Source organism: Neobacillus mesonae, from assembly GCF_001636315.1.
GTDB lineage: Bacteria > Bacillota > Bacilli > Bacillales > Cytobacillaceae > Neobacillus > Neobacillus mesonae.
The window spans coordinates 5053554-5080192 of record NZ_KV440949.1; the positions used below are offsets into that span (position 1 = coordinate 5053554).

General features: G+C 38.9%; 24 protein-coding genes and 1 pseudogene. 20 read left to right on the forward strand and 5 right to left on the reverse strand.

What is annotated here, in order from left to right; translation table 11 throughout:
- Positions 1–14: 14 nt before the first annotated feature.
- Positions 15–458: a cell wall hydrolase gene (locus tag A6749_RS23805; RefSeq protein ID WP_066397923.1), complete on the forward strand. Its 444-nt coding sequence runs from the start codon at positions 15–17 to the stop codon at positions 456–458.
- A gap of 197 nt (positions 459–655) precedes the next feature.
- Here A6749_RS23805 and ppsA read toward each other — a convergent pair whose 3' ends face one another.
- The 3 genes from ppsA to A6749_RS23820 all read right to left on the reverse strand — a co-directional run bounded on the left by ppsA (position 656) and on the right by A6749_RS23820 (position 4488).
- The gene (gene ppsA / locus A6749_RS23810) at positions 656–3271 is read right to left on the reverse strand and encodes a phosphoenolpyruvate synthase (RefSeq protein WP_066397926.1); all 2616 of its coding nucleotides are present in this window, start codon (positions 3269–3271) and stop codon (positions 656–658) included.
- 165 nt (positions 3272–3436) lie between these two features.
- Entirely contained in the window at positions 3437–3853 is a 417-nt protein-coding gene (locus A6749_RS23815) for a DUF1284 domain-containing protein (protein WP_066397929.1), read from the reverse strand.
- A gap of 167 nt (positions 3854–4020) precedes the next feature.
- Positions 4021–4488 carry a DUF3291 domain-containing protein gene (locus A6749_RS23820; RefSeq protein ID WP_066397931.1) on the reverse strand — a complete coding sequence of 156 codons (468 nt, stop codon included), beginning with the start codon at positions 4486–4488 and terminating at the stop codon, positions 4021–4023.
- 264 nt (positions 4489–4752) lie between these two features.
- Here A6749_RS23820 and A6749_RS23825 point away from each other — a divergent pair, with 264 nt between their 5' ends.
- The 8 genes and pseudogenes from A6749_RS23825 (at position 4753) to A6749_RS28475 (ending at position 11519) form a co-directional block, all read left to right on the forward strand.
- The gene (locus tag A6749_RS23825) at positions 4753–5277 is read left to right on the forward strand and encodes a GNAT family N-acetyltransferase (RefSeq protein ID WP_066397934.1); all 525 of its coding nucleotides are present in this window, start codon (positions 4753–4755) and stop codon (positions 5275–5277) included.
- 1022 nt (positions 5278–6299) lie between these two features.
- Positions 6300–7046: pseudogene (locus A6749_RS23830) on the forward strand (phosphotransferase family protein).
- Positions 7047–7334: 288 nt separating this feature from the next.
- Complete coding sequence (locus A6749_RS23835; RefSeq protein WP_066397936.1) at positions 7335–7682, forward strand: PadR family transcriptional regulator; 348 nt, start codon at positions 7335–7337, stop codon at positions 7680–7682.
- Positions 7669–8667 (forward strand): HAAS signaling domain-containing protein, encoded by a 999-nt coding sequence (locus A6749_RS23840; protein ID WP_066397939.1) that lies wholly within the window; start codon positions 7669–7671, stop codon positions 8665–8667. The genes A6749_RS23835 and A6749_RS23840 overlap by 14 nt, the downstream gene beginning before the upstream one ends.
- Positions 8668–8917: 250 nt before the next feature.
- Positions 8918–9280, forward strand: a complete 363-nt coding sequence (locus tag A6749_RS23845) for a VOC family protein (protein WP_066397942.1) — start codon at positions 8918–8920, stop codon at positions 9278–9280.
- Between the two features lie 182 nt (positions 9281–9462).
- Complete coding sequence (locus tag A6749_RS23850) at positions 9463–10116, forward strand: DsbA family oxidoreductase (protein ID WP_269085733.1); 654 nt, start codon at positions 9463–9465, stop codon at positions 10114–10116.
- Positions 10117–10337: 221 nt separating this feature from the next.
- Positions 10338–11219, forward strand: a complete 882-nt coding sequence (locus A6749_RS23855) for a polysaccharide deacetylase family protein (RefSeq protein ID WP_066397951.1) — start codon at positions 10338–10340, stop codon at positions 11217–11219.
- A 150-nt stretch (positions 11220–11369) separates the two neighbouring features.
- Positions 11370–11519, forward strand: coding sequence for a hypothetical protein (locus A6749_RS28475; protein WP_161487165.1), 150 nt, complete (start codon positions 11370–11372; stop codon positions 11517–11519).
- A 239-nt stretch (positions 11520–11758) separates the two neighbouring features.
- On the opposite strand, the gene A6749_RS23860 is transcribed toward A6749_RS28475, so the two are convergent.
- Both A6749_RS23860 and A6749_RS23865 read right to left on the reverse strand, forming a co-directional pair.
- Positions 11759–12244, reverse strand: coding sequence for a C40 family peptidase (locus tag A6749_RS23860; RefSeq protein WP_066397953.1), 486 nt, complete (start codon positions 12242–12244; stop codon positions 11759–11761).
- Between the two features lie 193 nt (positions 12245–12437).
- Positions 12438–14393 (reverse strand): GTP-binding protein, encoded by a 1956-nt coding sequence (locus A6749_RS23865; RefSeq protein WP_066397956.1) that lies wholly within the window; start codon positions 14391–14393, stop codon positions 12438–12440.
- Between the two features lie 177 nt (positions 14394–14570).
- Here A6749_RS23865 and A6749_RS23870 point away from each other — a divergent pair, with 177 nt between their 5' ends.
- The 11 genes from A6749_RS23870 to A6749_RS23920 all read left to right on the forward strand — a co-directional run bounded on the left by A6749_RS23870 (position 14571) and on the right by A6749_RS23920 (position 26631).
- Positions 14571–15308: a TerC family protein gene (locus A6749_RS23870; protein WP_066397960.1), complete on the forward strand. Its 738-nt coding sequence runs from the start codon at positions 14571–14573 to the stop codon at positions 15306–15308.
- Positions 15309–15562: 254 nt separating this feature from the next.
- Positions 15563–16801 (forward strand): serine/threonine transporter SstT, encoded by a 1239-nt coding sequence (gene sstT, locus A6749_RS23875; protein WP_066397962.1) that lies wholly within the window; start codon positions 15563–15565, stop codon positions 16799–16801.
- A 173-nt stretch (positions 16802–16974) separates the two neighbouring features.
- On the forward strand, positions 16975–17754 hold the full coding sequence (locus A6749_RS23880) for an IclR family transcriptional regulator (RefSeq protein WP_066397964.1): 780 nt from the start codon (positions 16975–16977) through the stop codon (positions 17752–17754).
- A gap of 25 nt (positions 17755–17779) precedes the next feature.
- Positions 17780–19246 (forward strand): alpha-ketoglutaric semialdehyde dehydrogenase GucD, encoded by a 1467-nt coding sequence (gene gucD / locus A6749_RS23885; RefSeq protein ID WP_066397966.1) that lies wholly within the window; start codon positions 17780–17782, stop codon positions 19244–19246.
- Positions 19247–19342: 96 nt separating this feature from the next.
- The gene (locus A6749_RS23890; RefSeq protein ID WP_066397968.1) at positions 19343–20293 is read left to right on the forward strand and encodes a U32 family peptidase; all 951 of its coding nucleotides are present in this window, start codon (positions 19343–19345) and stop codon (positions 20291–20293) included.
- 30 nt (positions 20294–20323) lie between these two features.
- A complete protein-coding gene (locus A6749_RS23895) occupies positions 20324–21268 on the forward strand; it encodes a fumarylacetoacetate hydrolase family protein (RefSeq protein ID WP_066397971.1) in 945 nt (314 codons plus the stop codon).
- Between the two features lie 166 nt (positions 21269–21434).
- Positions 21435–22565, forward strand: coding sequence for a 2-keto-3-deoxygluconate permease (locus tag A6749_RS23900; RefSeq protein ID WP_066397974.1), 1131 nt, complete (start codon positions 21435–21437; stop codon positions 22563–22565).
- 45 nt (positions 22566–22610) lie between these two features.
- On the forward strand, positions 22611–23735 hold the full coding sequence (locus A6749_RS23905; protein ID WP_066397977.1) for a UxaA family hydrolase: 1125 nt from the start codon (positions 22611–22613) through the stop codon (positions 23733–23735).
- Between the two features lie 19 nt (positions 23736–23754).
- Positions 23755–24069, forward strand: a complete 315-nt coding sequence (locus A6749_RS23910) for a UxaA family hydrolase (RefSeq protein WP_066397987.1) — start codon at positions 23755–23757, stop codon at positions 24067–24069.
- Positions 24066–25223 (forward strand): UxaA family hydrolase, encoded by a 1158-nt coding sequence (locus A6749_RS23915; protein ID WP_066397993.1) that lies wholly within the window; start codon positions 24066–24068, stop codon positions 25221–25223. The genes A6749_RS23910 and A6749_RS23915 overlap by 4 nt, the downstream gene beginning before the upstream one ends.
- 373 nt (positions 25224–25596) lie before the next feature.
- Positions 25597–26631 carry a TRAP transporter substrate-binding protein gene (locus A6749_RS23920; RefSeq protein WP_066397995.1) on the forward strand — a complete coding sequence of 345 codons (1035 nt, stop codon included), beginning with the start codon at positions 25597–25599 and terminating at the stop codon, positions 26629–26631.
- The last annotated feature ends 8 nt before the right edge of the window (positions 26632–26639 follow it).

Here is a 26639-nt window from a genome sequence, read left to right on the forward strand (position 1 = left end):
TTTGGGGTGAGAAAATGCCAAGAGTAAATTACCGAAGTTCGGATGTTGCCTTAATGGCAAGGATGATGAGGGCGGAAGCCGAGGGTGAAGGAAAACTGGGAATGTTAATGGTCGGAAATGTTATTGTTAATCGAGTCAAAGCAGATTGTTCAGACTTTAAAGGTTTAAGAACCATTCCACAAGTCATTTTTCAAGTACAAGGCGGGAATTATTCGTTTGAGGCAGTACAAAAAGGAAATGTATTTTATCAAAAAGCAAGAACCTCTGAAAAAAGATTAGCAAAACAAAATTTAGAATATTGGAGACAACACCCATCAAAATATTCCCTTTGGTATTTTAATCCGTATGCTCCATGTCCTGGAACATGGTACGGTCAACCTCATTCTGGTCAATTTAAAAATCATTGTTATTATGAACCAAAAGCTGGAGTATGTGATGCTGTATATACTGGTGCTTAAGAGCTTACTCTTTGAGTAAGCTCTTTTCCCATATTTCATACTGATATATTAAGTAGTGTTGGATCAGTAGAGATCATTTGTATGTATGCATCGCCGAAAATTTTGTTCAACTTCTTGTCCCAATGGAAGGATTGTAAAACACCGCTCTGGTAAGCACTGGAGCGGTGCTGCTAATTAAATATAGAAGTATACAACAATTACAATGTTTCGATATATCCTTCTGTTCCATTCACGCGAATTCGCTGACCATCTTTTATCAGTTTGGTAGCATTTTCTACTCCAACAACTGCTGGTAAGCCATATTCGCGTGCGATAACTGCTCCATGTGTCATCAGTCCTCCAACTTCGGTGATCAAGCCTTTTATGGATACAAACAATGGTGTCCAGCTAGGATCAGTAAAGGAGGTAACTAATATATCTCCATCTTCTAGATCTGCATCTTCCATGTTTAAGATGACACGTGCTCTTCCCTCTATAACTCCGGAAGAAACAGGTAATCCTACAATAGCTTCGGCTGGGAGATTTTCTCGTTTGTACTCACCTGAAATGATTTCACCATCAGATGTGATAACACGTGGGGGAGTTAGTTTTTCATATAATTTGTACTCTTCTTTTCGTTTGCTGATGATTTTGTAATCCAATTTATTGGTGCGTATGACTTCACGGAGTTCTTCAAAAGTGAGATGGTATATATCTTCTTTTTCATGAATGACACCCGCTTGTATGAGTTGTTCAGCTTCTTTGAGTAAGGCCTGCTTATAAACGAAGTAGCGATTGATCATGCCGTATTTTGGATATTCACGATACCCGATGAAATTCCGGATTAGGTCAATCATTCGTTTTGTTTCTTTGGCCTTTTGTTCACCCTCCGGTAATTGTTTCAATCGGTCTAATAACTCTCTTTCTTTTTCCAAAGCTTCCTGTCGCCCGTTCTCGAATTTGCGCTTGCCAGCATTAGGTTCAAAGTTTTTGATGTTACCAAGAATCATGGGGACAAGTATAATTGGTTTTTCACTCCAACGAGTTTTCGTAATATCGATTTCTCCGGCACATCGCATTCCGTATTTGTTGAGATAAGCTATTATTGCGTCTTTGGTTTCCTGCCCGCCATCAAACTTAAACAGTTCATCCAAAAAGTTATCATCTTTTACATGTTGTAAATAATCAATTACTTCTGGATAAGGACGAATCACATCTGCGACATCCAAAAGTGCAAGACCCATTTCAGAAGTAATATTGTTTGGTACAGATTGAGAAAGCGTGTCTGATGCGCTTTTTTCACCTAACCACTCGTTCATTTTTTCATTAATCCATGTTGAAGCATTTATAGCAGTCATAAATACAGCTGAACTTTGTGGGTCAAATAATATTTTCTTTAATTCCTGAATATCTTCTAGAATAAAATTAAATAAATCTGATCCTGATTTCGTTTGGATGTTATGTTTTAGCTCTTCTATGGATGTTTGACTGCGCTTAATCAAATCAGAAACGATTGTCGGGTCGTTTTCAATTTGTGCTTGAGAATTTGCAGACGACATACTTTTATTGCTTTTACCGGAACTCTGTTGTTGGGTATCATTTGTTAACGATTTTATGAAATCTCTTCGCTCTATTATGGTAATAAGTGCATCTTTCATGAGCGGATCGTGTTGTCCCATGGCATCTAATAACATTTTTCTACTGTTAGGTGAAGCCAGTTGATGTGTGACATCCACAAACAACCTTCCACTGGCTTTCCGCATGGGGGCAGAAGTCGTTAACAGGAAAAATGAAAGTCCCAATGGTTTCATTGGGTCAGTCATCATTTGCTGATGACCAACAGATACATAGACATGATTATCTTGATCATTCGCTTCAGGGATGGGGAAAAGAGTAGTGATTGGCCGGCTCTGGACAATGTAAATTGTATCATCAACCAAGCACCATTCGATATCTTGTGGGCAGCCAAAATAAGCTTCGATCTGTCTTCCTATGCGTGCTAATTGTAAAATTTGTTGTTCAGTAAGTGTTTGCTTCTTTTGCTGATCAGGGTCGATCGGCACGGTCTCTGTTCCGCCTTCCTTTCGTGCATAGATAGCCAATTTTTTAGTTGCTATCATTTTATCGACGATTTGATCTTTCTGTACTTTATAACAATCGGCTGATACCAAGCCTGAAACCATTGCTTCACCAAGCCCAAAACTGGCATCGATTGATAGTAACTTTCGGTTGGAGGTAATCGGATCAGCGGTAAATAAAATCCCTGAAGCCTGAGGAAAAACCATCCTTTGGACAATAACAGATAAATAAACTTGTCTGTGGTCGAATCCATTTTGTATTCGGTATATTACCGCTCGATCCGTAAATAGAGAAGCCCAACATTTTTTGATGTGATGCAAGATGGCTTCTTTTCCTACGATATTTAAATAGGTGTCTTGTTGACCAGCAAAAGAGGCATGTGGTAAATCTTCAGCAGTTGCACTAGAACGCACTGCATAAGCATGTTGATCGCCAAACTGGGTGAGATAGTCAGTAACTGAGCATGCAACATCGGAAGGAATTTCTACTTCCATAATAATTTGTCGAATCTTCCTGCTGATCTCACTAATTTGATCACGATACTCTACTTTTAGCTTTGTTAGTTGATCCAACAATGCTTGAAACGTTTCGTTTTGTTCGATGGCTTTTTGATATCCTACTGTTGTAATACAAAATCCTTCCGGTACTTTTATTTCTTGAATTTTTGATAACTTTCCTAAATTTAACGCTTTCCCTCCAACGAGCAAAAGCTGAGTTTTTTCTATTTCCCGAAAGCCGAGAGCCAAAGAACTCATTCCACATCTCTCCTAATCATTAAATGTTTTATTGATTTTACCAGCAGTGAATAGAAATAAATAGTCTATAATTACCATTTTTTATATGCTATAATTAAAATAGGAAGAGTATAAAAAATATGATTCATTAAGACTTTTAAATAAATATAATAAAAAGGGGAAGGCCTAATTAAGTTTCCTTAATCCCTTCCCTGCATGAATTTCCTGAATTCCTTCCTCACAAACTCCATAGGATCGCCAGGAGCAAGTTTCGCAAAATATTTGAATATCGGAGGGGACGACCAACTTTCGCACTCGAGATTCGATGTCCTCCCACCTGAGAATTTGTCCAATTTTCAGCCCCATTTTAGCTAAAATAGCAGCATCTTGATCATAAATACTCTGTTCTTGGCAATGGTATGCTCCTGAGTTGGGATATTTTTCGCACAAGTGATCGGGCCCCTTAATCAGCTGAATTAACGTCTCAGGATTTTCTCTCAAGGTTTGATGCAGGCGTGTCATATTTTCCACATATTCTTCAGAATAGCCCATTCCCCGGTATCCGAGTAGGCAAAAAAGATGATGGCCACGCAGCTTATACATATTTCTTCCCCCAGTTTTGCAGATTTAACTTAAAGAGTTAACCTTGTTTTGTTTGTGGTTAACTCATATAATTTATCATAACAGATCGTAATTATCGATTGGGAGATTTTTTGTTTTGGTAACGGTGAATTTTTCAATGGTAGGTAAGGAAAGAGAGCTGTCCTTTGCTAATTAACCAAGAACGTCTCTCCGAATTCATCAAAAGAGTGTTTAAAGTCAAACGCGAAAGGAGTTGGCCCATGCTTAATGTAATGATTGTATCTCTTGAAAGCCCCTTCCCAGGAAACATCCTTCACCGTTTCCGTCCACCACACAACATATGCAGGTTCATTCTCTTGATGAGGTTCAATCCACTTGCTCCTCTTTTGTAATGCTCGCTTATGTTGACCAGAATAGGTAAAACGATATAAGGATTGAAGACTTTTCCATACCGTTAGTGTAAGAATAGGAAACTCCTCCCCTTTAATTACATTTTCAGGGAATGGCACTTCAATAGAGGAAAAATCCTTAATAAGATGCCCTGATTTACCAGCCTGCTGAAATACTTCATAACCCACTTCAAAAAATTCACGAGAAGCAGGATGTTCATATGGATGTTTTAGCCTGCCAACAGTATAAATCGCCACAAAGGCCATAATTATCTCTCCATTTACACTTTTTACCTACTTATATTCAAGAAAGACTGAGCTGATTCCAATAGGAATTAAATTTCTACTTTTATATCGATAGAAGGGTGTATTAGATAATTTTGTTAATCGAGAATTATAAAAATGAAATCATTTTATTAAACATAATGTAATAAGAACAAATATTAAAACACCGATGCGTTTTAGTGTAAGAAGGGGATTACTTATATTAGTAGAATTTATAGTGTTATGTAAGGTAAAGGGGGATTAAAAATGAACAAGAGAAATATCCAAGTATCCCTAAGACAAGGAAACATAAATGATGCAGAAGCTATTTTAGAACTTCAAAAGGAAGTTCTTTCAGAAAGTAAATTTATGATTTCGATAATAGAAGAATATCAAGAAACTACGGAGCAATTAAGAAACTGGATTGAAAAAATCTTAAATAATAAAAGAGAAAAGCTAATTGTAGCGGAAAGCAAAGGGCAGATTGTTGGTTTGATTGTTTTTCGCTCAAAAAGTACTAAAAGGCTTTCTCATACAGGTTCTTTTACAGCAATGGTCAAAAAACAGTACCGCAATCAAGGCATTGGTAAACTACTAATTAAAGAACTTTTAAACTGGGCTGAACATAACCCTTTAGTAGAAAAAGTAAGTTTAGGTGTTTTATCAACAAATCAACGTGCAATCGAATTGTACAAAAGTATGGGATTTGTTGAAGAAGGACGAAAAATTAAAGAGGTTAAGTTTAGTGATGACTTGTATGTAGATGATATTCTTATGTATAAACTGGTTTAACTCCAACCTTTTTATCTAACAGAGTGCGACTTATAAGGTATGATTTTGTTTGCTAAGAAAAGACTCATAGTACTCATAGTAGCGCGTATTCATGATTTTATCTCACAGATGCGCATTATGAAAGGATCATTGTGCATGTATTCAGGATTTATTGCCTCAGATGCGACTATGAAAAACGCATAGTGCGGCGGGCTGTTTTTTAATTTGATCGAGCAAGTCAGTAAATAAGGATATTTTTAAAACATGATGAAAAAAGGTAAATCAAGTTTTCATAGAATAATTATAGAAAAACTACAGGAGATTCGAATGTCTAATAAAAGCTGGGGGCATAGAAAGGGTATACGCGAACGAGCGGTAGAAAAAGAAGAGAGGCCGGTCGAATAGAAAGAGTATATGCGACCGAGCGTCAGAAAAAGAAGGTCCACCGGTCGCATAGAAAGAGTATATGCGACCGAGCGCCAGAAAAAGAGGAGCCGTCGGTCGCATAGAAAGGGTATATGCGACTGAGCGGCAGAAAAAGAAGAGAGGCCGGTCGAATAGAAAGGGCATATGCGACTGAGCGGCAGAAAAAGAAGAGTAATTGGTCGCATAGAAAGAGTATACGCGACTGAGCGGTAGAAAAAGAAGAGCCGTCAGTCGAATAGAAAGAGTATACGCGACCGAGCATCAGAAATAGATGCACTTTCGGTCGCATAAATAAAAACCGCAGCTATTTTTTATTGTATTAAGGGAAAGGGGGATCCCATTGGCTTTTAATGATACGTTTAATATTGGTGCACATGCAATAATATTTAATTCAGAGGGTGAGGTCCTTCTGTTAAAACGGACATATGGGAATATGGGGTGAGGTTTGCCAGGTTGGGGTATTGACCTGGTAATCAAGCGTTATATCGAGAATGTAGTGAAGAACTTGGGTTAGATGTCCTAATATTCATTACTAAGTAAAGGGAATTTAGATGCTTTTTTTATTGAAGTAAGGAGTAGCATACATATTGAAAAAATTAGTTCAGGAGAGTTAACCAATGAAATTGGGGGAACCAATTGCTACTGGAAATACAGCAAAAATATATCTTTTTGAAAACAAGATTATCAAAATATTTAATGACTTTTTGCCAGATACGGCAGCATTATATGAAGCAAATAAGCAAAAATTTGTTTATTCGTGTGGACTTTCCGTTCCTAAAGTATTAGATATTACGAAGATAGATGGCAAACAGGCAATAATTATGGAATATATTAAGGGAAGAACATTTGGCGATTTATTATATGAAAACATGGAACAAGCAGAGCTTTACCTGAACATTTCAGTTGATATCCATCAAAAAATCCATAACGTTGCAGCTGATTCGTTGGAACCTATGTCCGAGAAATGGAGAAGGCAAATTGAATCTGTACAAATGCTAAAAAAAAGATAAAAGTCATTTTTATTAAACAAACTTGAATCAATGTCATATACCAGCAGGCTTTGTCACGGGGATTTTCATTTGTTTAACTTAATTATGTCAGAGAATAATGTGACAATAATTGATTGGGTAGATGCAAGTTCGGGTGATATACGTGCAGACATATGCAGAGCGTATCTTTTGTATTCACAATTTTCAATGGAATTAGCGGATCAGTACTTAAGGCTATATAGTGATAAAAGCGGCTTAGCAAAAGAGGACATATTTCAATGGGCTCCAATAATAGCTGGGGCAAGATTATCTGAGATTGTTTGTACAGAAAAAAACGAACGACTAATTGAAATAATAAATTTTTACTGCCCATAATAATGAACACTGGCTAAAGGAGGAGCAGCCTCCCTAGACCGGAAATGAAAGAAAGAGTAACAAAGCTTTTATTATAAATAGTGAAGCAATAAACAAAAGTAAACCGCATTTTAGACATATCTAATTTGCGGTATTTTTATTTCAATTTTATACCCGCCGATTATACTAATTTTGGAAAATGATTTTAAAATTAAAGTAATTTCGTAACAACAATACTGTACGATACATAGTATAAAACAAATACTGTATGACATATAGTATTAAAAATACAAAAATGAGGTGGGTGAAATGAGTCAATTATTAAATTCATTAGCAACAGAGCTTAGGCGTGGAACGTTAACATTAGCGGTTTTAAGTCAGTTAAGAAGTCCCCAGTATGGATATTCGCTTGTTCAGTTATTGGAGGCATCGGGGATTGCCATAGATCAAAGCACTTTGTATCCATTGCTTCGCAGATTAGAAAAACAGGAGCTAGTGTCGAGCAGCTGGGATACTTCTGAGAGCCGGCCCCGTAAGTATTATGTGTTAAGTGAATACGGGTTGGAGATATTTTTGCAGTTAAAAAAGGAATGGATTCAGAATTCGAAAGAACTTTATAACTTATTAAAGGGAGAGGAAGATGATGAATCTAATTGATGTATATATTCAGGAAGTTACTCGAAGACTGCCTGAAAAAAACCGTGAGGATATTGCACTGGAGTTACGGTCGACTATTGAGGATATGCTGCCGGAGGAACACAACGAGCAAGATGTCAAGACAGTTCTTGAAAAATTAGGGAGTCCTGTCACATTGGCTGCTGGCTATCTAGATCGGCCAATGCACTTAATTGGTCCACGCTATTTTGATGTATATATGACACTGCTTAAAATGATTTTACCGATTGCGGCTGTCATTTCGTTAATTTCGATGATAGCTCAATATTTTATTGGCAATGGGGGAGAAGAGGCGGTAATAAATGTTGTTTTGGGCTTGATAGGCGGGGGAGTAAAGAAAATCATTGAAGTAGGAATCCAAGTATTCTTCTGGCTAACACTTGTGTTTGCTGTTATAGAACGAACAGTTAAAGGGAAAGATTGCGAGCCACTAACCGCTAGCCTAAAAAAATGGACGCCTGATGATTTGAAGAGCATCGCTTATATTCCTAAGAAAAAGGCGATTTCAAAATGTGAAGTATTTGGAAGTTTGATGTGGACAGCAATCTGGGCAACACTTTATTTTTATGCGAATCAGCTTGTAGGTGTATATGAGGGAAGTGGAGACAGACTAGATTTTGTAATACCAGCTTTCAATCAAGAGGTTTTGCTTCGGTATTGGCCAATCGTTGTGATTGTAATTGTTTTCGAAATAGCAGTATCTCTTTATAAATTGATAAAAAGACAATGGACAAAAAGAATGGCGACTGTTAATTCTGTCCTCCAGTTCATTGGCACCATTGTATTTATTGTCATATTATTAGATTCAAATCTGTTTAACAACGATTATATTACGTATTTGTCGAATTTATTTGCGACGACTACTAATCAATTAAAAACATGGATGGTTGGCGGTGGAATTTTCATCTATATGATATCTGCCGCAATCAGTGCGTTTGATGGATTCCGCAAGGCAAGAATTCGTTAAACTGTAGTGCTTACTAGATTAACCGTGAACCGTACTGATAATCAATTTGATTATCAGTTTTTTGGTTGGTGAAATATTCCAACATAAAATAATTGAAATTACAGGTGATTGTGATGGCCGGTATCTTTTCAAAACAATAAAAATTTAGTAAATGAAGGAAATTATCTATTAATACTAGAATATCTTATGAAAAACATCTTAAAAACTGCCGGTGGGAATAATTTTTTAATTATCAATGGGAGGGATTTTTATGATTCTTGGTTTACATCACGCTCAGATTACGATTCCAAAGGGTGCTGAAGAAGAGGGGAAAAAGTTTTATTGTGGAATTCTCGAATTACCTGAGAAAGAAAAGCCCGAATCACTAAAGGGGCGTGGAGGATTTTGGTTAGTAGTTGGTGATAAAGAAGTACATATTGGTACAGAAGATGGTTTTGACCGATTAAAAACAAAAGCCCATTTAGCTTATCAAGTAGAGGATATATCGTTTTGGAGAAGTAAATTAGAACAAAATAATATTCAGATAATGGAGGGAGTTCCGATTACTGGATTTAAACGTTTTGAGTTTAGAGACCCATTCGGAAACAGGGTAGAAATGATTCAGGAAATTTAGTTATTACGCTAAATTTATGTTAACATTTTAAAAATATTAGAAATAACTGAGAGTAGAAATGAACAGAATCATATGTTGTGTAAAATAACTGGCCAACACTTATACTAAAGTAGAATAAAGAAATTGGAGGGATATAAGTGCAAATTGAAATGTGGACTGACTTTGCTTGACCATTTTGCTATATTGGCAAAAGGCATCTGGAGGATGCAATTAAACAGATTGATCACCCTATTGAAGTGACGTATCGATGCTTCGAGCTTGACCCGAACATGGGTAAAGATATAAAGGAAAACATTTATGAGGCGCTGGCTAAAAAATATGGCATGAGTATTGCTCAAGCAAAAGCCAATACTCAAAACATGGTACAAATGGCCAAGAATGCTGGGCTGGATTATCATATGGATACTCTTATTTTAACGAACACCTTTGATGCCCATCGTTTGACGATGTATGCAAAAACTAAAGGTTTAATGAAAGAAATGACGGAACGAATTTTGCATGCTCATTTTACTGAATCTAAACACATTGGCGATCATCAAACATTAATCGAGCTGGCAGTAGAAGTAGGCTTGGATCGTGAAGCTGTCGAAAAAATGCTTACCAGTAATGAGATGGCGGATTCCGTACGTGCTGACGAGCAGATGGCCCAGCAATATCGAATTACAGGGGTTCCATTCTTTTTGATTAATAAAAAATACGCGCTATCTGGTGCCCAGCCAACCGAGATGTTTGTTCAGGCATTACAAAAAGTCATTGCAGAAGATGAAATTGTCGTATTAGAGAGCCAAGATGGACTGAACTGTGATGAAAATGGATGTGAAATTCCTAAAAATTAGGTCTTCTTAATATAAAGTTTTAGCTTAACGACTGCCAAACAGGGCAGTCGTTTTTTTATCATTAAAATTGAAATTATTACAAACTTTTTTCGTCATTATTACGTCAAATTTATGGACTATCGTTAGACGAACTTTATTATAATCAGTTAACAAAACTTTGACTTTTTAGGGTTCAATCTAATGTTAGGGGGAATACAGATAAAAATTACTAGGGGATTAAGATGAAAATTAAGAGAAAACGGATCAGAAGAAATGTAGAGAGAGGAATTATTGGATTTATTTTACTTATTATGGCCAGCTTTGTTTACATGAAATCAGAATATAACATTGTGGCGGTGGCGAAAAAGCAGCCATCCACCAAAAATGCATCAACTGTCCATCATGCGCCAATACATAAGCAGTCTATCAAAGGTTCACCATTGGCTGCATCGATTGCCAAAAAGGAAAAAGAAGAGAAGAGTAAAAAAATTGTTTATTTAACATTCGATGATGGACCATCGGCTGATGCTGCTGAATTACTTGATACATTAGACAAATATGGGGCGAAAGCAACTTTTTGTATGTTAGCACCTAATATTGAAAGGCATGCGGAAGTCGTTCAGCGGATGGTCCAAGAGGGTTACGGACTAGGATTACATGGTGTAACACATGACGCCCATCAATTCTATCATTCTAAAACCAGTGCATTACATGAATTGCAAGAGGCTCAAGCCGTTTTAGAGAAGATCGGCGGGGTTAAAACAAATCTTGTGAGAACCCCTTATGGAAGTGTCCCTTTTTTGCTTGATTCCTACCGTGAAGTAATGGAGTCATCTGGATTTCAAATTTGGGATTGGGATATAGACAGTGAAGACTGGGACAAGGGAAGTGCATTTGTTTCACATGTTATCAATAGAATTGACCTTTTAGCAAAGGGAGGAGAACATCCGATTATATTAATGCATGATCGCGGCCATACCATTAAGTATTTGCCGACTTTATTAAAATGGTTAAATGATAATCATTATGAAACCGGAGATCTTGATGGAAGCATGGAAGCTTTCCATTTCAACTGTAATAACAGATGTCGTCCCATCGATGGTGATCAGAAAGCAAAATTATGAATGGGAACTGAAACTTTTTTAACATTTTAAACTCTAAATATGTAATGATGTTGACCTATGAGGGATTTGGCCTTGTAGGTCGTTATTTTGATAATTTGATAAATACTTTTCCTCTCCTGAGAAATAATAATACCAAAGGAGCGATGATGTATGGATAGTGAAAAAGAATTTGTTGCAGCTGATTTATCATCAAATTTAATTAACGAAATTAAATCATTTGAACAGAAATTAAGCGAACAAAGCCAAAAACAGGTCGTGGTAATCGCGTATGAAAAGGATGAACTTCCAACGGAACGATAAAACTTGGTAAAAAGCTTCGGTTATTTCCGGGGCTTTTTACTTTTTCTCAGATAACAGCGAGAATAACAAGGACAATACGGCCTTTAGGTTAGGTGTATAATTGTAGTACCGAATATAAGTGTCATTCGACTTCAACTCTCCGTTTAAGATTCAGAGATATTTTACCTCCTGCATATAATGGTGATTTAAGAAAGGGCAAAAGAAAAAGGACCTAGAGCGGCCCTTTTTCTTTGAGGGAATTAGTATTTTAATACACGTTTTGCCCCCACATAACGTTCTTTCCAGTATTTCGTGTTCAGGGATTGGTATTTAACGCCTGACGATGTTGCAGCTATGAATTTGCCATTTCCGTCATAAATGCCAACGAAAGATACGTTTTTGCCGTTTGTTTTAAAGAAGACTAAATCGCCTTGCTTTAATAGTGACTTCTTTACGGTTTTACCTAGTTTATATTGAGCGCTGGATGAATGAGGAAGGTTGATTTTGGCAGCGGAGGTCTTGAATACATACTGTGTATATCCCGACGCATCGAATCCGGTTTTCGGAGAGGTGCCACCCCATTTAAATTTTGTTCCAATCGAACGCTTCCCAACTTCAATTACTTCCTGCCCCCATGAAACAGATGCTTCTGCTTTTAATAACGGTGTCAATAACAGCGCAAATCCCATAATGAACGAAGTGACAAGTAACAATAGACGTTTTGGCAGACGAACAGACATGGACATTGAAATTCCCCCATTTAATTATATTTGTTAGGTGTGCACACATATAGATAGACGTGATTGGAATTAACGAGTTACAGTTTATGGAAAATATTTTTATAAAAAAAGACGGTTCTTTGCTTCACAAATGAAGCAGAAGAACCGTCCCCGTGTATTCTTTGCTTCACAAATGAAGCAGAAGAACCGTCCCCGTGTATCATAGACAGTGCATCTCGGCTTCAGCTTGATTCCAGGGTACGGAGTAGCCTTGACCTTTGGAGCAGAAGATGGAGGATGAGGTGTATTCTGGATCGGCGTCTTTGTTGTACTGGATTTTTTCGATTACTTCGGCTTGGTTGTGGCAAGGGTAGTAGCCGCCAACCACCAGATTCAGCATTCCTTTCCCCTGGGTAAGGGAAGCAAATTCAGAACCATAGTTCATAAATGTGGAGACAGGAACCTTTCCGGTTATCAGTGCCTTATTTCCTTCGGTGATAGGTGTATCAAAGCTTCCATGTGCCTGCTGGATATCGGTTAGCACTTTCCCCAAAAGATCTAAATTCATCTTAATTTTAAAATCATAAAATGGTTCAAGAAGAATGTTTTTTGTTTTTTCTAGGCCTTGACGGAATGCTCGGAAAGCAGCCTCTCGAAAATCACCACCAGTGGTGTGCTTCACATGGGCTCGTCCATTTAGTAAGGTGATTTTCACATCAGTAAGCGGGGAGCCAGTTAAGATTCCGTGATGTTCTCGTTCAAATATGTGCGAGCGAATGACGTTTTGTGTTCCGACTAGCAAATGATCGGTGTGGCAGACACTTTCAAATGAAATTCCGCTGTTTCGTGCTGCTGGTTCAATTTTTAAATGGACCTCTGCATAATGACCTAACGGTTCGAAATGGCCGTACCCGTTAACCGAAGAACTGATGGTTTCTTTATATAAAATTTCCGGTTCCGCAAATGTGACTTCTAGGTTAAACCTTTCTTTTATGATAAGCTTCAGCACTTCAAGCTGAATCGTTCCCATCACATGAATGTGAATTTCCTGCAGCTGTTCAACCCAAGTGACGTTCAGGGCAGGGTCTTCGGCATCCAGCATTTTAAAATATCGCAATGCCTCTTTAATATTAACTGACGGATCGAAAATAACTTTCGACTTTAACGCCGACACCATTTCGTACTCGACTTTTTCTTTTAAAGTCCCTATACAGTCCCCAGCAGCTGCCGCTGTCATTCCTGTTACGGCAAATAGATCTCCAGCAAAAATTTGGTTCACCGTTTTGAATTTCGTCCCATTGTACAAACGGATTTGGGTAATTTTTTCAACAATGTACTCCTCGTCAACACTGCTGCAGTTGATTTCATCTCGGACCTTTAGATTTCCGCTTAGAGCTTTAATAAACGTCAGTCTTGTCCCATTTTCATCATAACGAATTTTATATACACGACCGGCAAAGGCTCCATCTGCAACATAGCTCGTTTCTGTTAGTAAATCTAATTTTTCCAAAAAGCCCTTCACCCCAACATCCTGCAGGGCAGAACCGTAGAAACTTGGGAAGATTTGATTTTCTCGGATTAGCTGTTTAAGTGTTTCCAACCAAAGTCCCGCCTCGTATCCATGATCCATGTAAGTTTCCAGAAGGCTTTCGTCTCGTTCTGCAATAAATTCAATTAAATCTTCATTCATTTCGCCGTTTCTAAGCCTCTCGGTAAAATCAAAAATATTACCTGTAAGATTTATCCGAATTTCCTCGATGACCTTCCCGGGGTCAGCCCCGATCCGGTCGACTTTGTTGATAAAGAAAAAGGTAGGCACTTGATACTTTCTAAGTAACCGCCATACCGTTTCTGTATGTCCTTCAATTCCTTCCACCGCACTTATAATAACGATGGCATAATCCATTACCTGAATCGCCCGCTCCATCTCAGGAGAAAAATCGACATGCCCTGGCGTATCAATTAAAGTGTATTCAGAATCGCCTATGGTGAAAATTGCCTGGTCGGCAAACACCGTAATGCCGCGCTGTTTCTCAATTTCGTGGGTATCAAGAAAAGTATCCTGATGGTCAACCCTCCCCCTTTGTCTAATCGCTTTCGTATGATAAAGCAGCTGCTCAGAAAGCGTAGTCTTGCCCGCATCTACATGAGCTAACATACCAATTATCTTCTTCATACCCGCACCTCTACTAGTCATTCTTTAAGAATAGTATATCAAAAGAATGAAACATGGGACGTCTCTTCTGCCTCATGATTGAGACAGAAGAAACGTCCCATGCATCATAATATCTGAAAGGTGGACATACATTGAGAGTAGGTTTAAATTCCATAGGAAAGGGTTTTGGATAGACGGATGGAGTTTTTGAATGAGATTTTGAGGACTTATAGTTCGTTTTTTTCGTTAGAGATGTTGGAGCAGGTGTTGACAAGCCCTAGCAGCTGGGGGATTATTGGGACGCTGATTATTTTGGAGGGGCTGTTGTCGGCGGATAATGCCCTTGTTCTGGCGGTAATGGTCAAGCATCTGCCGCCAAAGCAGCGGAAGAAGGCTCTTTTCTACGGGATTTTCGGGGCTTATTTCTTTCGTATTGTAGCAATCGGTTTAGGGGTAACCTTAATCAACATTCCTTGGATTAAAATTGTCTGCGGTCACTATTTATTGTTAATTGTTTTTCAAAACCTATTGATGAGGAATGATGAGGAAGGCACGGTTGCTAATAAGAAAATGGGATTTTGGCGGACCGTTTTAACCGTCGAGCTTATGGATATTGCCTTTAGTATTGACAGTGTGATTGCCGCGTTTGGGGTGTCGAACCAGGTATGGGTTTTATTTCTTGGGGGCGTGTTAGGAATATTAATGATGCGGGGAGTCGCGCAATTATTCCTAAAATTGATTGATAAGGTCCCTGAATTTGAAATCACGGCATTTGTTCTGATCGCCATTATCGGCGTCAAAATGATTACCGGAGCATTCGGCTTCCATATGCATCAGGCGGTATTCTTTGGTATTTTAATCACTATCTTTCTTGGCACTTTCGTTGTCCATTTTTTCAAAGGAAATTCAGGAAATGAACCGACGTACAAAAGTTAAATATATAATCATGAATGGCGGAGGATCATTTCCGTCATTTTTTTGGATATTATTTTTTAACAGAGTATATTATTAAAATGATAATATATCTGGCGTTATTTTTGAGTTTTAAGACTATTACGATATTTTTAATAACCCTCAAAACATTATTGTAAAATATCTAAATTTTCATTATAATATTATTTAGTGAAAGAGAGTTTTAAGTGAAGTATTTATCGTAATAAAAATTGTTCTGCACAAAGAGGGGGGAACTTATGAAAAATCTATTGAAAAAATGGAATCAAATTAGCTTAGTAAAACAAATTATTGTCGGTCTTATTCTAGGTATTATTCTTGCTTTAACAATCCCGGAAACAGCTAAACCTATCGTCATTTTTGGCTCACTATTTGTCGGTGCTTTAAAAGCCGTAGCACCGGTTTTGGTGCTCTTCTTGGTTATGTCGGCCATTGCCCAGCACAAGAGCGGTCACCAGACAAATATGAAATCAATCATCGTGTTGTATCTTTTAGGAACATTTTTAGCTGGACTGATCGCCGTTATTGCAAGTTTTATTTTCCCTGTAACGTTAAAACTGGGCGCAGGTGCTGAGGATGTGACAGCGCCAGGTGGTGTAGCAGAGGTTCTAAAAACTTTGCTGCTGAACGTAGTCGATAACCCGGTAAAAGCCATCTTTAATGCTAACTATATCGGTATTCTAGCTTGGGCAGTCGTTCTTGGGTTTGCATTAAAAAATGCCCCGGATACCACAAAAACCATGATTTCGAATTTTTCTGATGCCATCTCAAAAGTCGTGACTTGGGTAATCAAGCTGGCACCGCTGGGAATCATGGGTCTGGTATTTGATTCTATTACTACCAATGGACTAGAGTCACTGAAAAGCTATGGAGATTTACTTATCGTTTTACTTGGCTGCATGCTTTTTGTTGCTATAGTTGTCAATCCATTAATCGTTTTTGCAGCTACACGTAAAAATCCTTTCCCGCTTGTATTTAAGTGTCTAAAGGAAAGCGGCATTACCGCCTTCTTTACACGCAGTTCAGCGGCGAACATTCCGGTTAACATGAAATTATGTGAAAAATTAGGCTTGGATAAAGATACGTATTCAGTGTCCATTCCATTAGGAGCTACCATCAATATGGCTGGAGCAGCCGTCACCATTTCCGTGCTGACACTTGCAGCCGTTCATACACTTGGCATTCAAGTGGATATCCCAACAGCGATCATCCTAAGTGTGCTGTCAGCGGTTTGTGCCTGCGGGGCATCGGGGGTTGCCGGCGGTTCTTTATTACTGATTCCGCTTGCCGCCAGTCTTTTCGGAATTTCTTCCGATGTAGCCATGCAAGTTGTGGGTGTAGGCTTTGTTGTTGGAGTACTACAAGACTCTTGCGAAACAGCCCTTAACTCATCAACAGACGTTCTATTTACTGCAACAGCCGAATACCGTAAACGCCGCAAAGAAGGCAAGAAAATCGGTGTAAATAATGTTGCTTAATTAATATTTCTAACCAAAGACCAACTTGCATAAGTGCAAGTTGGTCTTTTTAATGAAAGAAACCTATTTAACATAAAAATTATTTGAAAATTTAAACTAATATGATAAAATGAATATAGTTTATCATTAAAAACTTTGTTTATTATAGTAAACCTCAGGAAGTGACAGTATCTATGAAAGAGAAGTATTGGGTTCCAGCAATTGAGAGGGCTGATAAGGTATTAAAAGAAATTGGTGAATATCCAAAGCAGCTGCGTTTGATGGAATTGTCCAAAAGAGTTGACATTAATAAAAGTTCGTTATTCTCACTGTTAAATACATTGGAAACTTTAAAGTGGGTTACGAAGGAGGAGGGTGATACATATTCATTAGGTCCGGCGTTAGGAATGATTGGTTCTGCGTATTTCCGTCAGTTTAATATCATTCAATCGTTTTATAAAGAAGCCAGTAAATCTGTTGCCAAAATTAATGAGCACATTCAATTGGGAGTTTTAGAAGAAGGGGATGTGATTTATTTAGGAAAAATGGAAGGGGATTCAAGAGTCCGCCTTATCACCGACCCAGGGATGCGATTTCCTGCATATGCCTCAGCAATAGGAAAAATTCAATTAACGCAATACTCTAGAGCTGAACTTGAGACTATATATTCGAACCCTTTGGAGCAAAAAACAGCTTTTACCATCTCAAACCTGGACGTACTCTATGTGAATGTCCAAGAGGCTAGAAAAAAAGGCTACGCCATTGAGAACCAGGAAGCTGCTTTAGGATTTCATTGTGTAGCAGCTCCTATTTATAATTTTGAAAATAAAATCATTGCGGGAGTCAGTTTTACCATGATGACCAGTAGCTGGGAAGATAAAAAAGATTCAGCAACGGAAGAAATTATCAATCTGGCAAATCGGCTATCGCACTTAGCCGGCTGGACTGGGGAGAAACAAATTAGTATAGATTAGCAATTCCAAAAGGAGTGGTGATGTCATGAGAATGGAAACTAAAGAAAATACGTGCAAAAACTTTATTAACAACTCGTGGGTTGATTCCGCCTCAGAAGAAATAATCAAGAGCATCAATCCTGCAAATAAAGAAGAAGTAGTAGGTTACGTTCAAAAATCCACACCTGTGGACCTTGAAAAAGCAGTACAGGCAGCTTATAAGGCAAAGAAAAACTGGCGGAAGCTTGGCCAGGTTGCAAGAGGTCAATTGTTATTCAAAGTTGCTAATATTCTTGAAGAAAATTTAAATGACATTGCGGAAACCATGACAAGAGAAATGGGAAAATCACTTCCGGAAGCAAAAGGGGAAACAGCCAGGGGAGTTGCTATTCTTCGCTACTATGCTGGGGAAGGGATGCGGAAGGAAGGGGATTTAATCCCCTCAACTGATCAAGCGGCGCTAATGTTTACTAAAAGGACACCACTCGGAGTAGTCGGGGTCATTACTCCTTGGAATTTTCCGGTTGCCATTCCAATTTGGAAAATTGCTCCTGCTCTTGTATATGGAAATACAGTTGTATTTAAGCCTGCAACGGAGGCAGCTGTAACTGCTGCCAAAGTGGTTGATTGCTTTGCTAAAGCTGGACTACCGGAAGGTGTATTGAATTTTGTAACGGGTACGGGTTCTGTTATTGGACAGAAATTAATTGATCATCCTCTGTTAAATGCAATTACATTTACTGGCTCTGAAACCGTTGGTGAAGGTGTCGCCAAATCAGCTGCAGCCCGTGGAATCAAATTTCAGCTGGAGATGGGAGGGAAAAACCCAGTCATAGTGACGGAGGATGCTGATTTAGATGCGGCCGTGGAGGCAGTCATAAGCGGTGCCTTCCGATCAACTGGCCAAAAATGTACTGCATCAAGCCGTGTCATTATTGAATCAGGGGTTTACGATGCCTTTAAGGAAAAGTTGATTCAAGAAACAAAAAAAATTACAGTTGGACCTGGATTGAATGAGGGAATTTGGATGGGGCCATGTGCCAGTGAAAGCCAGTTTAAAACAGTATTAGAGTATATTGAAAAGGGAAAAGCAGAGGGGGCATCGCTTATTTACGGAGGCGAACCTTTAACAACCGGTGAGTATGTAAAAGGATTTTTTGTGTCACCGACAATTTTTGAAAATGTAACAGTGGATATGACGATTGCTCAAGAGGAAATTTTTGGTCCGGTGATTGCCCTTTTTAAAGCAGATAACTTAGAAGAAGCGATTGCCCTTGCCAATAATACCAAATATGGCTTAAGTGCCTCTATTTTTACAACAAATATTGCAAATCTTCTTGAATTTATCGATGAGGTCGATGCTGGACTTGTCCGAATTAATGCCGAAAGTGCTGGCGTGGAACTGCAGGCGCCATTTGGGGGCATGAAAGCATCAAGTACTGGTTCAAGAGAACAAGGAGAAGCAGCGAAGGAATTCTTTACCTCCATCAAAACAGTGTTTATCAAAGGCTAATAGGTTCATATAGGGAGTTTCTGATTAAAAATTCTCCCTATTTTTTCTTTAATAGCAAGAAAACGCTATATTTATTAAAGGAAAGAGGGAAAACAGATGAAAGAATCTAGAGAGTTATTAGAGAGGCTCGGTTATCCATCCACTGATTTTACAAGACTTCCTGATTCGACAAAAAGATTTCCTGATGGAGCACAATATCGGATTGAACTGCCTAGTGTGGAAGGACCAGTTGCATTAAAAGAAATGTTAGATGAAATCGACCGATATGGGTTAGCCATTCACCGGGTCTCGCAGGGCAGCGGGATTATGCTGTTAACAGATGAGGAAATACGTGAAATGTGCCGTTTGACTGCTGAAAGAGGAATGGAACTCAGCTTATTCGTCGGACCACGGGGAACATGGGATATTAGTGCCCAGCCATTTACAAGCAGCGGACAATCCATTGGCTTGCGACATGAAGGAGCAGACCAGCTTGTTTATGCAATGGAAGATTTAAAGCGGGGGGCCAAATTAGGGTTAAGAGGAGCATTAATTGCCGATGAAGGACTGCTGCTGCTAACGAAGGAAATGAAAAAATGCGGTCAGCTGCCAGAGGACATTGTTGTAAAAGTATCTGTACAAATGGGAGCTGCCAACCCAGTTTCTGTGAAATTAATGCAGGACCTTGGTGCCGGAACGTATAATGTTCCAACAGCGCTTACACTCCATAAACTTGCATCGATTCGTCAGGCAATAGATATCCCGATAGATTTATATGTTGAGGTACCTGATAATTTTGGAGGCTTCCTCCGTTATTATGAAATCCCGGAAATCATTCGTGTACTGGCGCCGGTTTATATTAAATTTGGATTGCGAAATCATCCGGATGTGTATCCGTCTGGAAAGCAATGGGAAAATACGAACATCTCATTAGTCAAAGAACGTGTACATCGCGCAGCACTTGGTATACAAATGATTGAGCGTTACTATCCTGATGCTATAACCTCCAAACTTGGTGCTGAAGGATTAGGGATTCCAAAGATTGTTACTGGTTCGGTCACTAATTAAGATTAAGAACTTGATAGGAGGGGTTTGAAAATGAGATTAGTATCTTATAGTTCCGGGTCGGACATACATCTCGGTGCTTTAATAGGAGAAAAACAAATTTTAAACTTAAGTAGTTTACAAGATTTTTACAAGGATCGTATACAACACACTTTTAGGTTACCTAATGATATGAAGCAATTTATTGAACAAAATGAAAGGGCATTGCCTTATGTTGAAGCGTTGTTAAATTGTTACGATGAAAATGATTTTCCGGCCGGCAATATATCAGATGTTGAGGTATTAGCACCTATCATCAATCCAGAGAAAATTATTTGTGTTGGATTGAATTATCTTGATCATTGTAAGGAAACGAATATGGAGCCGCCTGCAACGCCAGTAATTTTTTCAAAATATGCAAACGCCATTATTGGAGATCAAGCAGCGATTGAACTACCTGTCAACTCAAGTCAAGTGGATTTTGAGGCGGAATTGGCAATTGTAATCGGGAAAGAAGCGAAGTGTGTGACAGCGGCAGAAGCTGAGGACTGTATATTTGGCTATACAATCATGAACGATGTGAGTGCCAGAGATCATCAATTTACGGATGGTCAATGGACAAGAGGGAAATCGGCTGATACATTTGCGCCAATCGGTCCTTCTATTGTCACCAAAAATGAAGTTGGCGACCCTCATAAGCTGGATATTTCCTTACGATTAAATGGTGAAATTATGCAACAATCTAACACTGAAAATCTTATTTTTAAAATTCCATACATTGTATCCTTTCTTTCACAGACCATGACATTGAAGCCCGGTGATTTAATCGCAACTGGTACTCCTCCTGGTGTAGGGATGGGCAGAAATCCGCAAGTCTGGTTGAAAGAAGGTGATCATTTGTCAATTACAATTGAAAACATTGGAACCCTGTCAAATGTTGTTAAAAAATATAATACTTATGCAAATTCAAAAAACAACTCACTTCAAACTTCTTCGTAAATTCTTATCACAGCATGACACCCTACGACTTTATTAAAATAAACAAACACTCTTCTAAGTGAGGACAGAATCTTCTGCGAACATATTACAACCGATTATTTTGGTAAGTGATGATATTAGGTTTTGTTTTTCCATTATATTAAAAATTTTGTAGGAGAGTGGATATATGAAAATTAAACAAACGATTGATAAAGTTCCTGGTGGTTTAATGGTTATCCCGTTATTACTGGGCGCCTTATTAAATACGGTAGACCAGTTGCACCTTCCGTTTATTATGAATTTCCTAAAAGCGCTCGGTGTCGCCGCAAATCAGGATGGATATTATGAATTCTTAAAGATAGGCGGTTTCTCCCAGGCTTTGTTTAAGGATGGAGCCCTAACATTATGTGCGCTGTTTTTGTTTTGTGCAGGCAGTCAAATGAATCTCCGTGTTGGCGGAAAGGCGTTAAAAAAGGGCGTATTATTAACCGTTTCAAAGTATTTAGCAGGATTCATTGTAGGAATGATCTGGGGTTATTTGTCTGATCCGGTGAATGGATTCCTTGGTTTATCGACCATGGCTATTATCGCCGCGATGACGAATGGGAACGGCGGAATGTTTGCTGCTTTAACGGGACAATACGGAAACCGTTCTGATGTAGGAGCGACAGCCGTTCTTTCTCTAAATGATGGACCATTTTTCACTTTAATGGCCCTAGGAATGATGGGTGCTAATTTCCCGTTAATTGCCTTTATTGCGGTTTTATTACCTATATTAATTGGTATGATTTTAGGGAACCTGGATAAAGAAATCCGAACCTTCTTAGCTGCAGGAGAATCACTGGTTATTCCGTTCTTTGCCTTTGCTTTAGGTGCCGGGATGAATCTGGCAAGCTTTTTTAATCCTGAGGTTGTTGGAGCTGGTATCGTCCTTGCACTCATGACGATTATTTTTTCCGGAGGAGCGATGGTGCTCACCTTTAAACTGTTCCGTGAAAAAAGTTATATTGCACCATGGGCAGAAGCCTCTACAGCAGGAAACGCAGTAGCAACACCTGCTGCCATTGCAGCTGCAGCAACAGTTGCGGCCGGATCGGGGTTAATGACTCAGGCGGAGGCCGACGTTTATCAAGGACTAGTGGCTGTCGCTTCAGCACAGATTTCTATCTCAACTATCACGACCGCATTATTGGTGCCGATTGCTGTTATTTTAGCGGATAAGTACCAACGTAAGCGTGGAATTGACGGGAAACAAGAGAATCATGTTGAGGTGGATAATCCTAGTAGTACTGATTCTATAGAAAATACAATCGTTTAGTATTTGTTTTCATCCATTTTAATAGAAACGAAAGGGGAATTTCAGTTGGATTATTCATTTGAGGGATATAGAAGAAATGATGGAACTGTTGGTATAAGAAATTATATAGGAGTCATCTGTTCCGTTGTTTGCTCCAGTGTAGTCGCCAGGGAAATTGCAGAAAAGGTACCGGGCGCCGTTCCATTTGTGCATGGAAATGGCTGTGCACAGCTTGGCGATGATTTCCAAGTAACCAAAAATATGCTTGTCGGTATTTCGTCAAACCCAAACCTCTATTCCGCTCTTCTTGTAGGATTAGGCTGTGAAACAAACCAGATCGCTGGCTTGCTTGAAAGTATTCCAGAAACAAAACCTATAAAAGGAATCGGGATTCAACAACTGGCTGGAGGCGAAAATACGAAGAAAAAAGGTGTAGAAATCGTTGAACAATGGTCAAAAGAAACCGCCAATCAAAAAAGGGAGCGCTTCCCAATTTCGGCGTTGACAGTTGGTATATTACCTGTAGATTTGGATGAAGCTGCTGCTATTAAAATGGCTCGGGTTATTGGATTACTTATTAATAGATTGGTAGAAAATAACGCCAAAGTTTTGTTTGGACTATCTCAAACACTGGAGCCAGCAGGTGAACTATTGTCAGAGCGTTCTGAAGAAGAAGATATAAAAAGTAGATTGAAGTCAATGGGTGCGGGATTGCAGCGGAAACGCTGGAAGGAAGTAGGGAATGCTTCTTTGGATCATGCTGAATTTTCAGAACAGGAAAAAGCACTTGCACTTCTTGAAGCTGACATGACCGGGACACATTTGATACGCAGTGTCTTGGGGTATAGCGAATCAGCAAGAGAGGCTGGTTTCCATTTCATAACTGTTCCAACAAATATAGTTGAGGCATTATCAAATATGGCTTCAAGCGGCTGCAATCTAGCGATTATTGTAAGCAGCAGAGGGGTACTGACAGGTTCACTCGCTCTCCCTTGCATGACAATTGCACCGCAAAACCCTAATGAGTCATTTGATGAGCTAATTGACTATACCGTTACAACAAGGGAAGCTGGCAGCCAAGTGGAACAAATCCTTGCGGAACTGATGGAAATCTGCTCTGGCAAGCAAACAAATCTTGAAAAACTGGAGCTGGGTGAATTTTCGATACCCCATATAGGTACCACATTTTAACATGAATGGAGGGATTAGAATGAACAAAAAGTACAATGCGCTTAAATTGAATCAGAAAGATAATGTAGTGGTGGCACTAAGAGGAATTAAAGAAGGCAACTGGCTTTCCATCCAAGGAGATACGGATACCGTGCAAGTATTGCAAAAAATCCCTTACGGACATAAAATAGCAGTTGGTTTTATTCCGAAAGGTGGAAAAATCATTAAATACGGAGAATGCATGGGGATTGCGACTGACGATATACAGCCTGGATTCCATGTTCATGTTTTTAATGTCCGGGGATTAAAAGAGGAAGAACGATTAAGTATTCATAGGGAGATGCAATTGCCATGAGAACTTTTGAAGGATACCGCAGACCGAATGGAACGATTGGTGTTAGGAATCATGTCATTGTTATTAATATAGTTGGTGAATTGGCCAGTCTTACAAAAAAATTAGCACAGCTGGTACCAGGGGTTATTCCGGTAGCCCACCAAGCAGGAAAAGCGCAATACCCCGAAGATTTAGAACAGACCATTCGAACACTGAAAGGGACAGCTGGGCATCCAAATGTTAGCGCTGCACTGCTTTTAGGGATGGGTGAAGATGATCCAGCTGAACAAATGGTTGAAGCCCTTCGTCAGGAGGGTTGTTTCGTCCATTCCATTACGTTTCAAAAGGATAAAACAATAACTGACATTCTTCGAGAAGGTAAGCTTTGGCTGGAAAAAGCCGTAGAGCGCAGTAAAGGACAACAGAAGGAAATTGCAGATGTAACGGAATTGATTATCGGGTTAGAATGCGGCGGGTCTGATGCATGGTCGGGTATTACGGCTAACCCAGCAATTGGGGCTTGTTCTGATGCAATTGTTAGGGACGGGGGTACAAGTATTTTAGCGGAAACGACGGAAGCAATTGGCGCGGAACATATTTTAGCCAATCGGGCGGTAAACCCTGCTGTCGGTGAAGCCTTCTTAAAAATTGTAAAGGAGTACGAGGAAAGAATACGGGATACAGGCGAAGATATTCGCTCTGCCAACCCTACACCAGGGAATATGGCCGGAGGGTTGACGACGCTCGAAGAAAAATCATTAGGCTGTATAAAAAAAGGAGGAAACTCCACATTAATGGAGGTTATTGCCTATGCCGAAAAACCAACAGAAAAAGGTTTTATCTTTATGGATACACCGGGATATGATGTGGAATCAGTAGCTGGTCTTGCTGCAGGCGGTGCACAAATTGTTTTATTTTCAACCGGCAAAGGGTCCCCAACCGGTTCGCCAATTGTCCCCGTCATCAAAATTGGAACCAACCCAAGGCTCTATGAAATCATGTCAGAACATATTGATGTAAATGCCGGCAAAATTATCGAAGGCAAAAATACGATTGATGAAATTGGTCAGGAAATCTATAAGCTAATCATAGATACCGCCAATGGGGGACTAACCGCTGCCGAAAAACACAAAAATCAAGAATTCGCGATTTGGAGATTAGCTCAAACCAAATGAAGCATAGGAAGGTTCTCCTGTTTCATTTTTATGAACAGGAGAACCCCACCTCTATGTTTAAATCGTTCAGCCAATATTCTAAAAGATAAATATTTAAGGCCAATCGATCAGTAGGTAAATAGGCACAAAATCAGAAAATTTATTGACAAGTCTGAAAATTATTTATTATTATAAACTATAGAAAGTTTTACATTATGAAGTTGAGTTTTATATTATAAAACGATTTAAAAAAAAGATATTTTTTTCACAATAATCCAAAACTGAGTTTTATAATATAAAACAATTTAATAAGTGGAGGTGAATATGATATCAGGATTTCTATCCTTTGTAACCGCTTACTATTGTTCCTAATTTAATGATAGGAGTTGGTCAGATGAATAAAAAATTGTCAATTGGCGCAGCTATTGTCCTCGGTGCCTCTTTATTCCTTTCTGCATGCAGCGGTACAGAAAAATCAGCTTCTGATGAAATGTCAGGAGAAGGGGCTGCGAAAACGATTAAAGTGGCCAACTATTTTGCGGAAGATCATCCGCAAAATATAGCGCTAAAGGAAAAATTCAAAAAAATAGTAGAGGCAGAATCAAAAGGAAGCTTAAAAGTTCAAATATTCCCTAATAGTACGCTTGGCGCCGAGAAGGAATTTTATGATGGCGTCCGAAACGGAACGATTGAAATGGGTATCCCTGGATTAATTATGCAGGCCGACATCCCCAAAATGGCGGTACCAGAGTGGCCATTCCTGTTAAAGGACTTTCACCATGTAAAAACCGTATTAAATGGCCCTATTGGGGAAGAATTAACGGCTGACCTCGAAGAGGAACATGGTGTAAAACCTTTAGCCTGGAGTGCAAATGGCTTCAGAATGATTTCTTCCAATAAACCAATTAAAAGTATGGAGGATTTTGATGGCCTCCGTTTAAGAATGCCAAATATCCCAAACTATATTTCCCTTGGGAAATTACTTGGGGCGAATATAACTCCACTCCCAATTTCAGAAATATTTACGGCTTTGGAACAAAAGGTTGTTGATGGTCAGGACAATCCGATTGCAACCCTTCGTGCATCGGGCTGGTATGAAGTTCAAAGCGACGTTCTGGAATCTAAGCATATGTTCAGTCCAAACATCTACATTATTAACAGTCAATTCTGGAAGGGCTTATCAAAGAATCAGCAGCAAATCATCGAAAAAGCATCAAAGATTGCTGCGGAATATGAATTTCAATTGCTGGAAAAAAGCTATGAAGATGATAAAAAATTCCTCGAAAAACATGGTATTAAATTCACTACTCCATCTAAAGAATTCTCTGATGATATGCAAAAGGCAGCACAGCCTTTATATGATGAAATTTATCAAAAATTTGATTGGGCTAAAGGTTTAGTTGAAAGAATTAAATCTGAAGCTGATTAAGGAGGGGA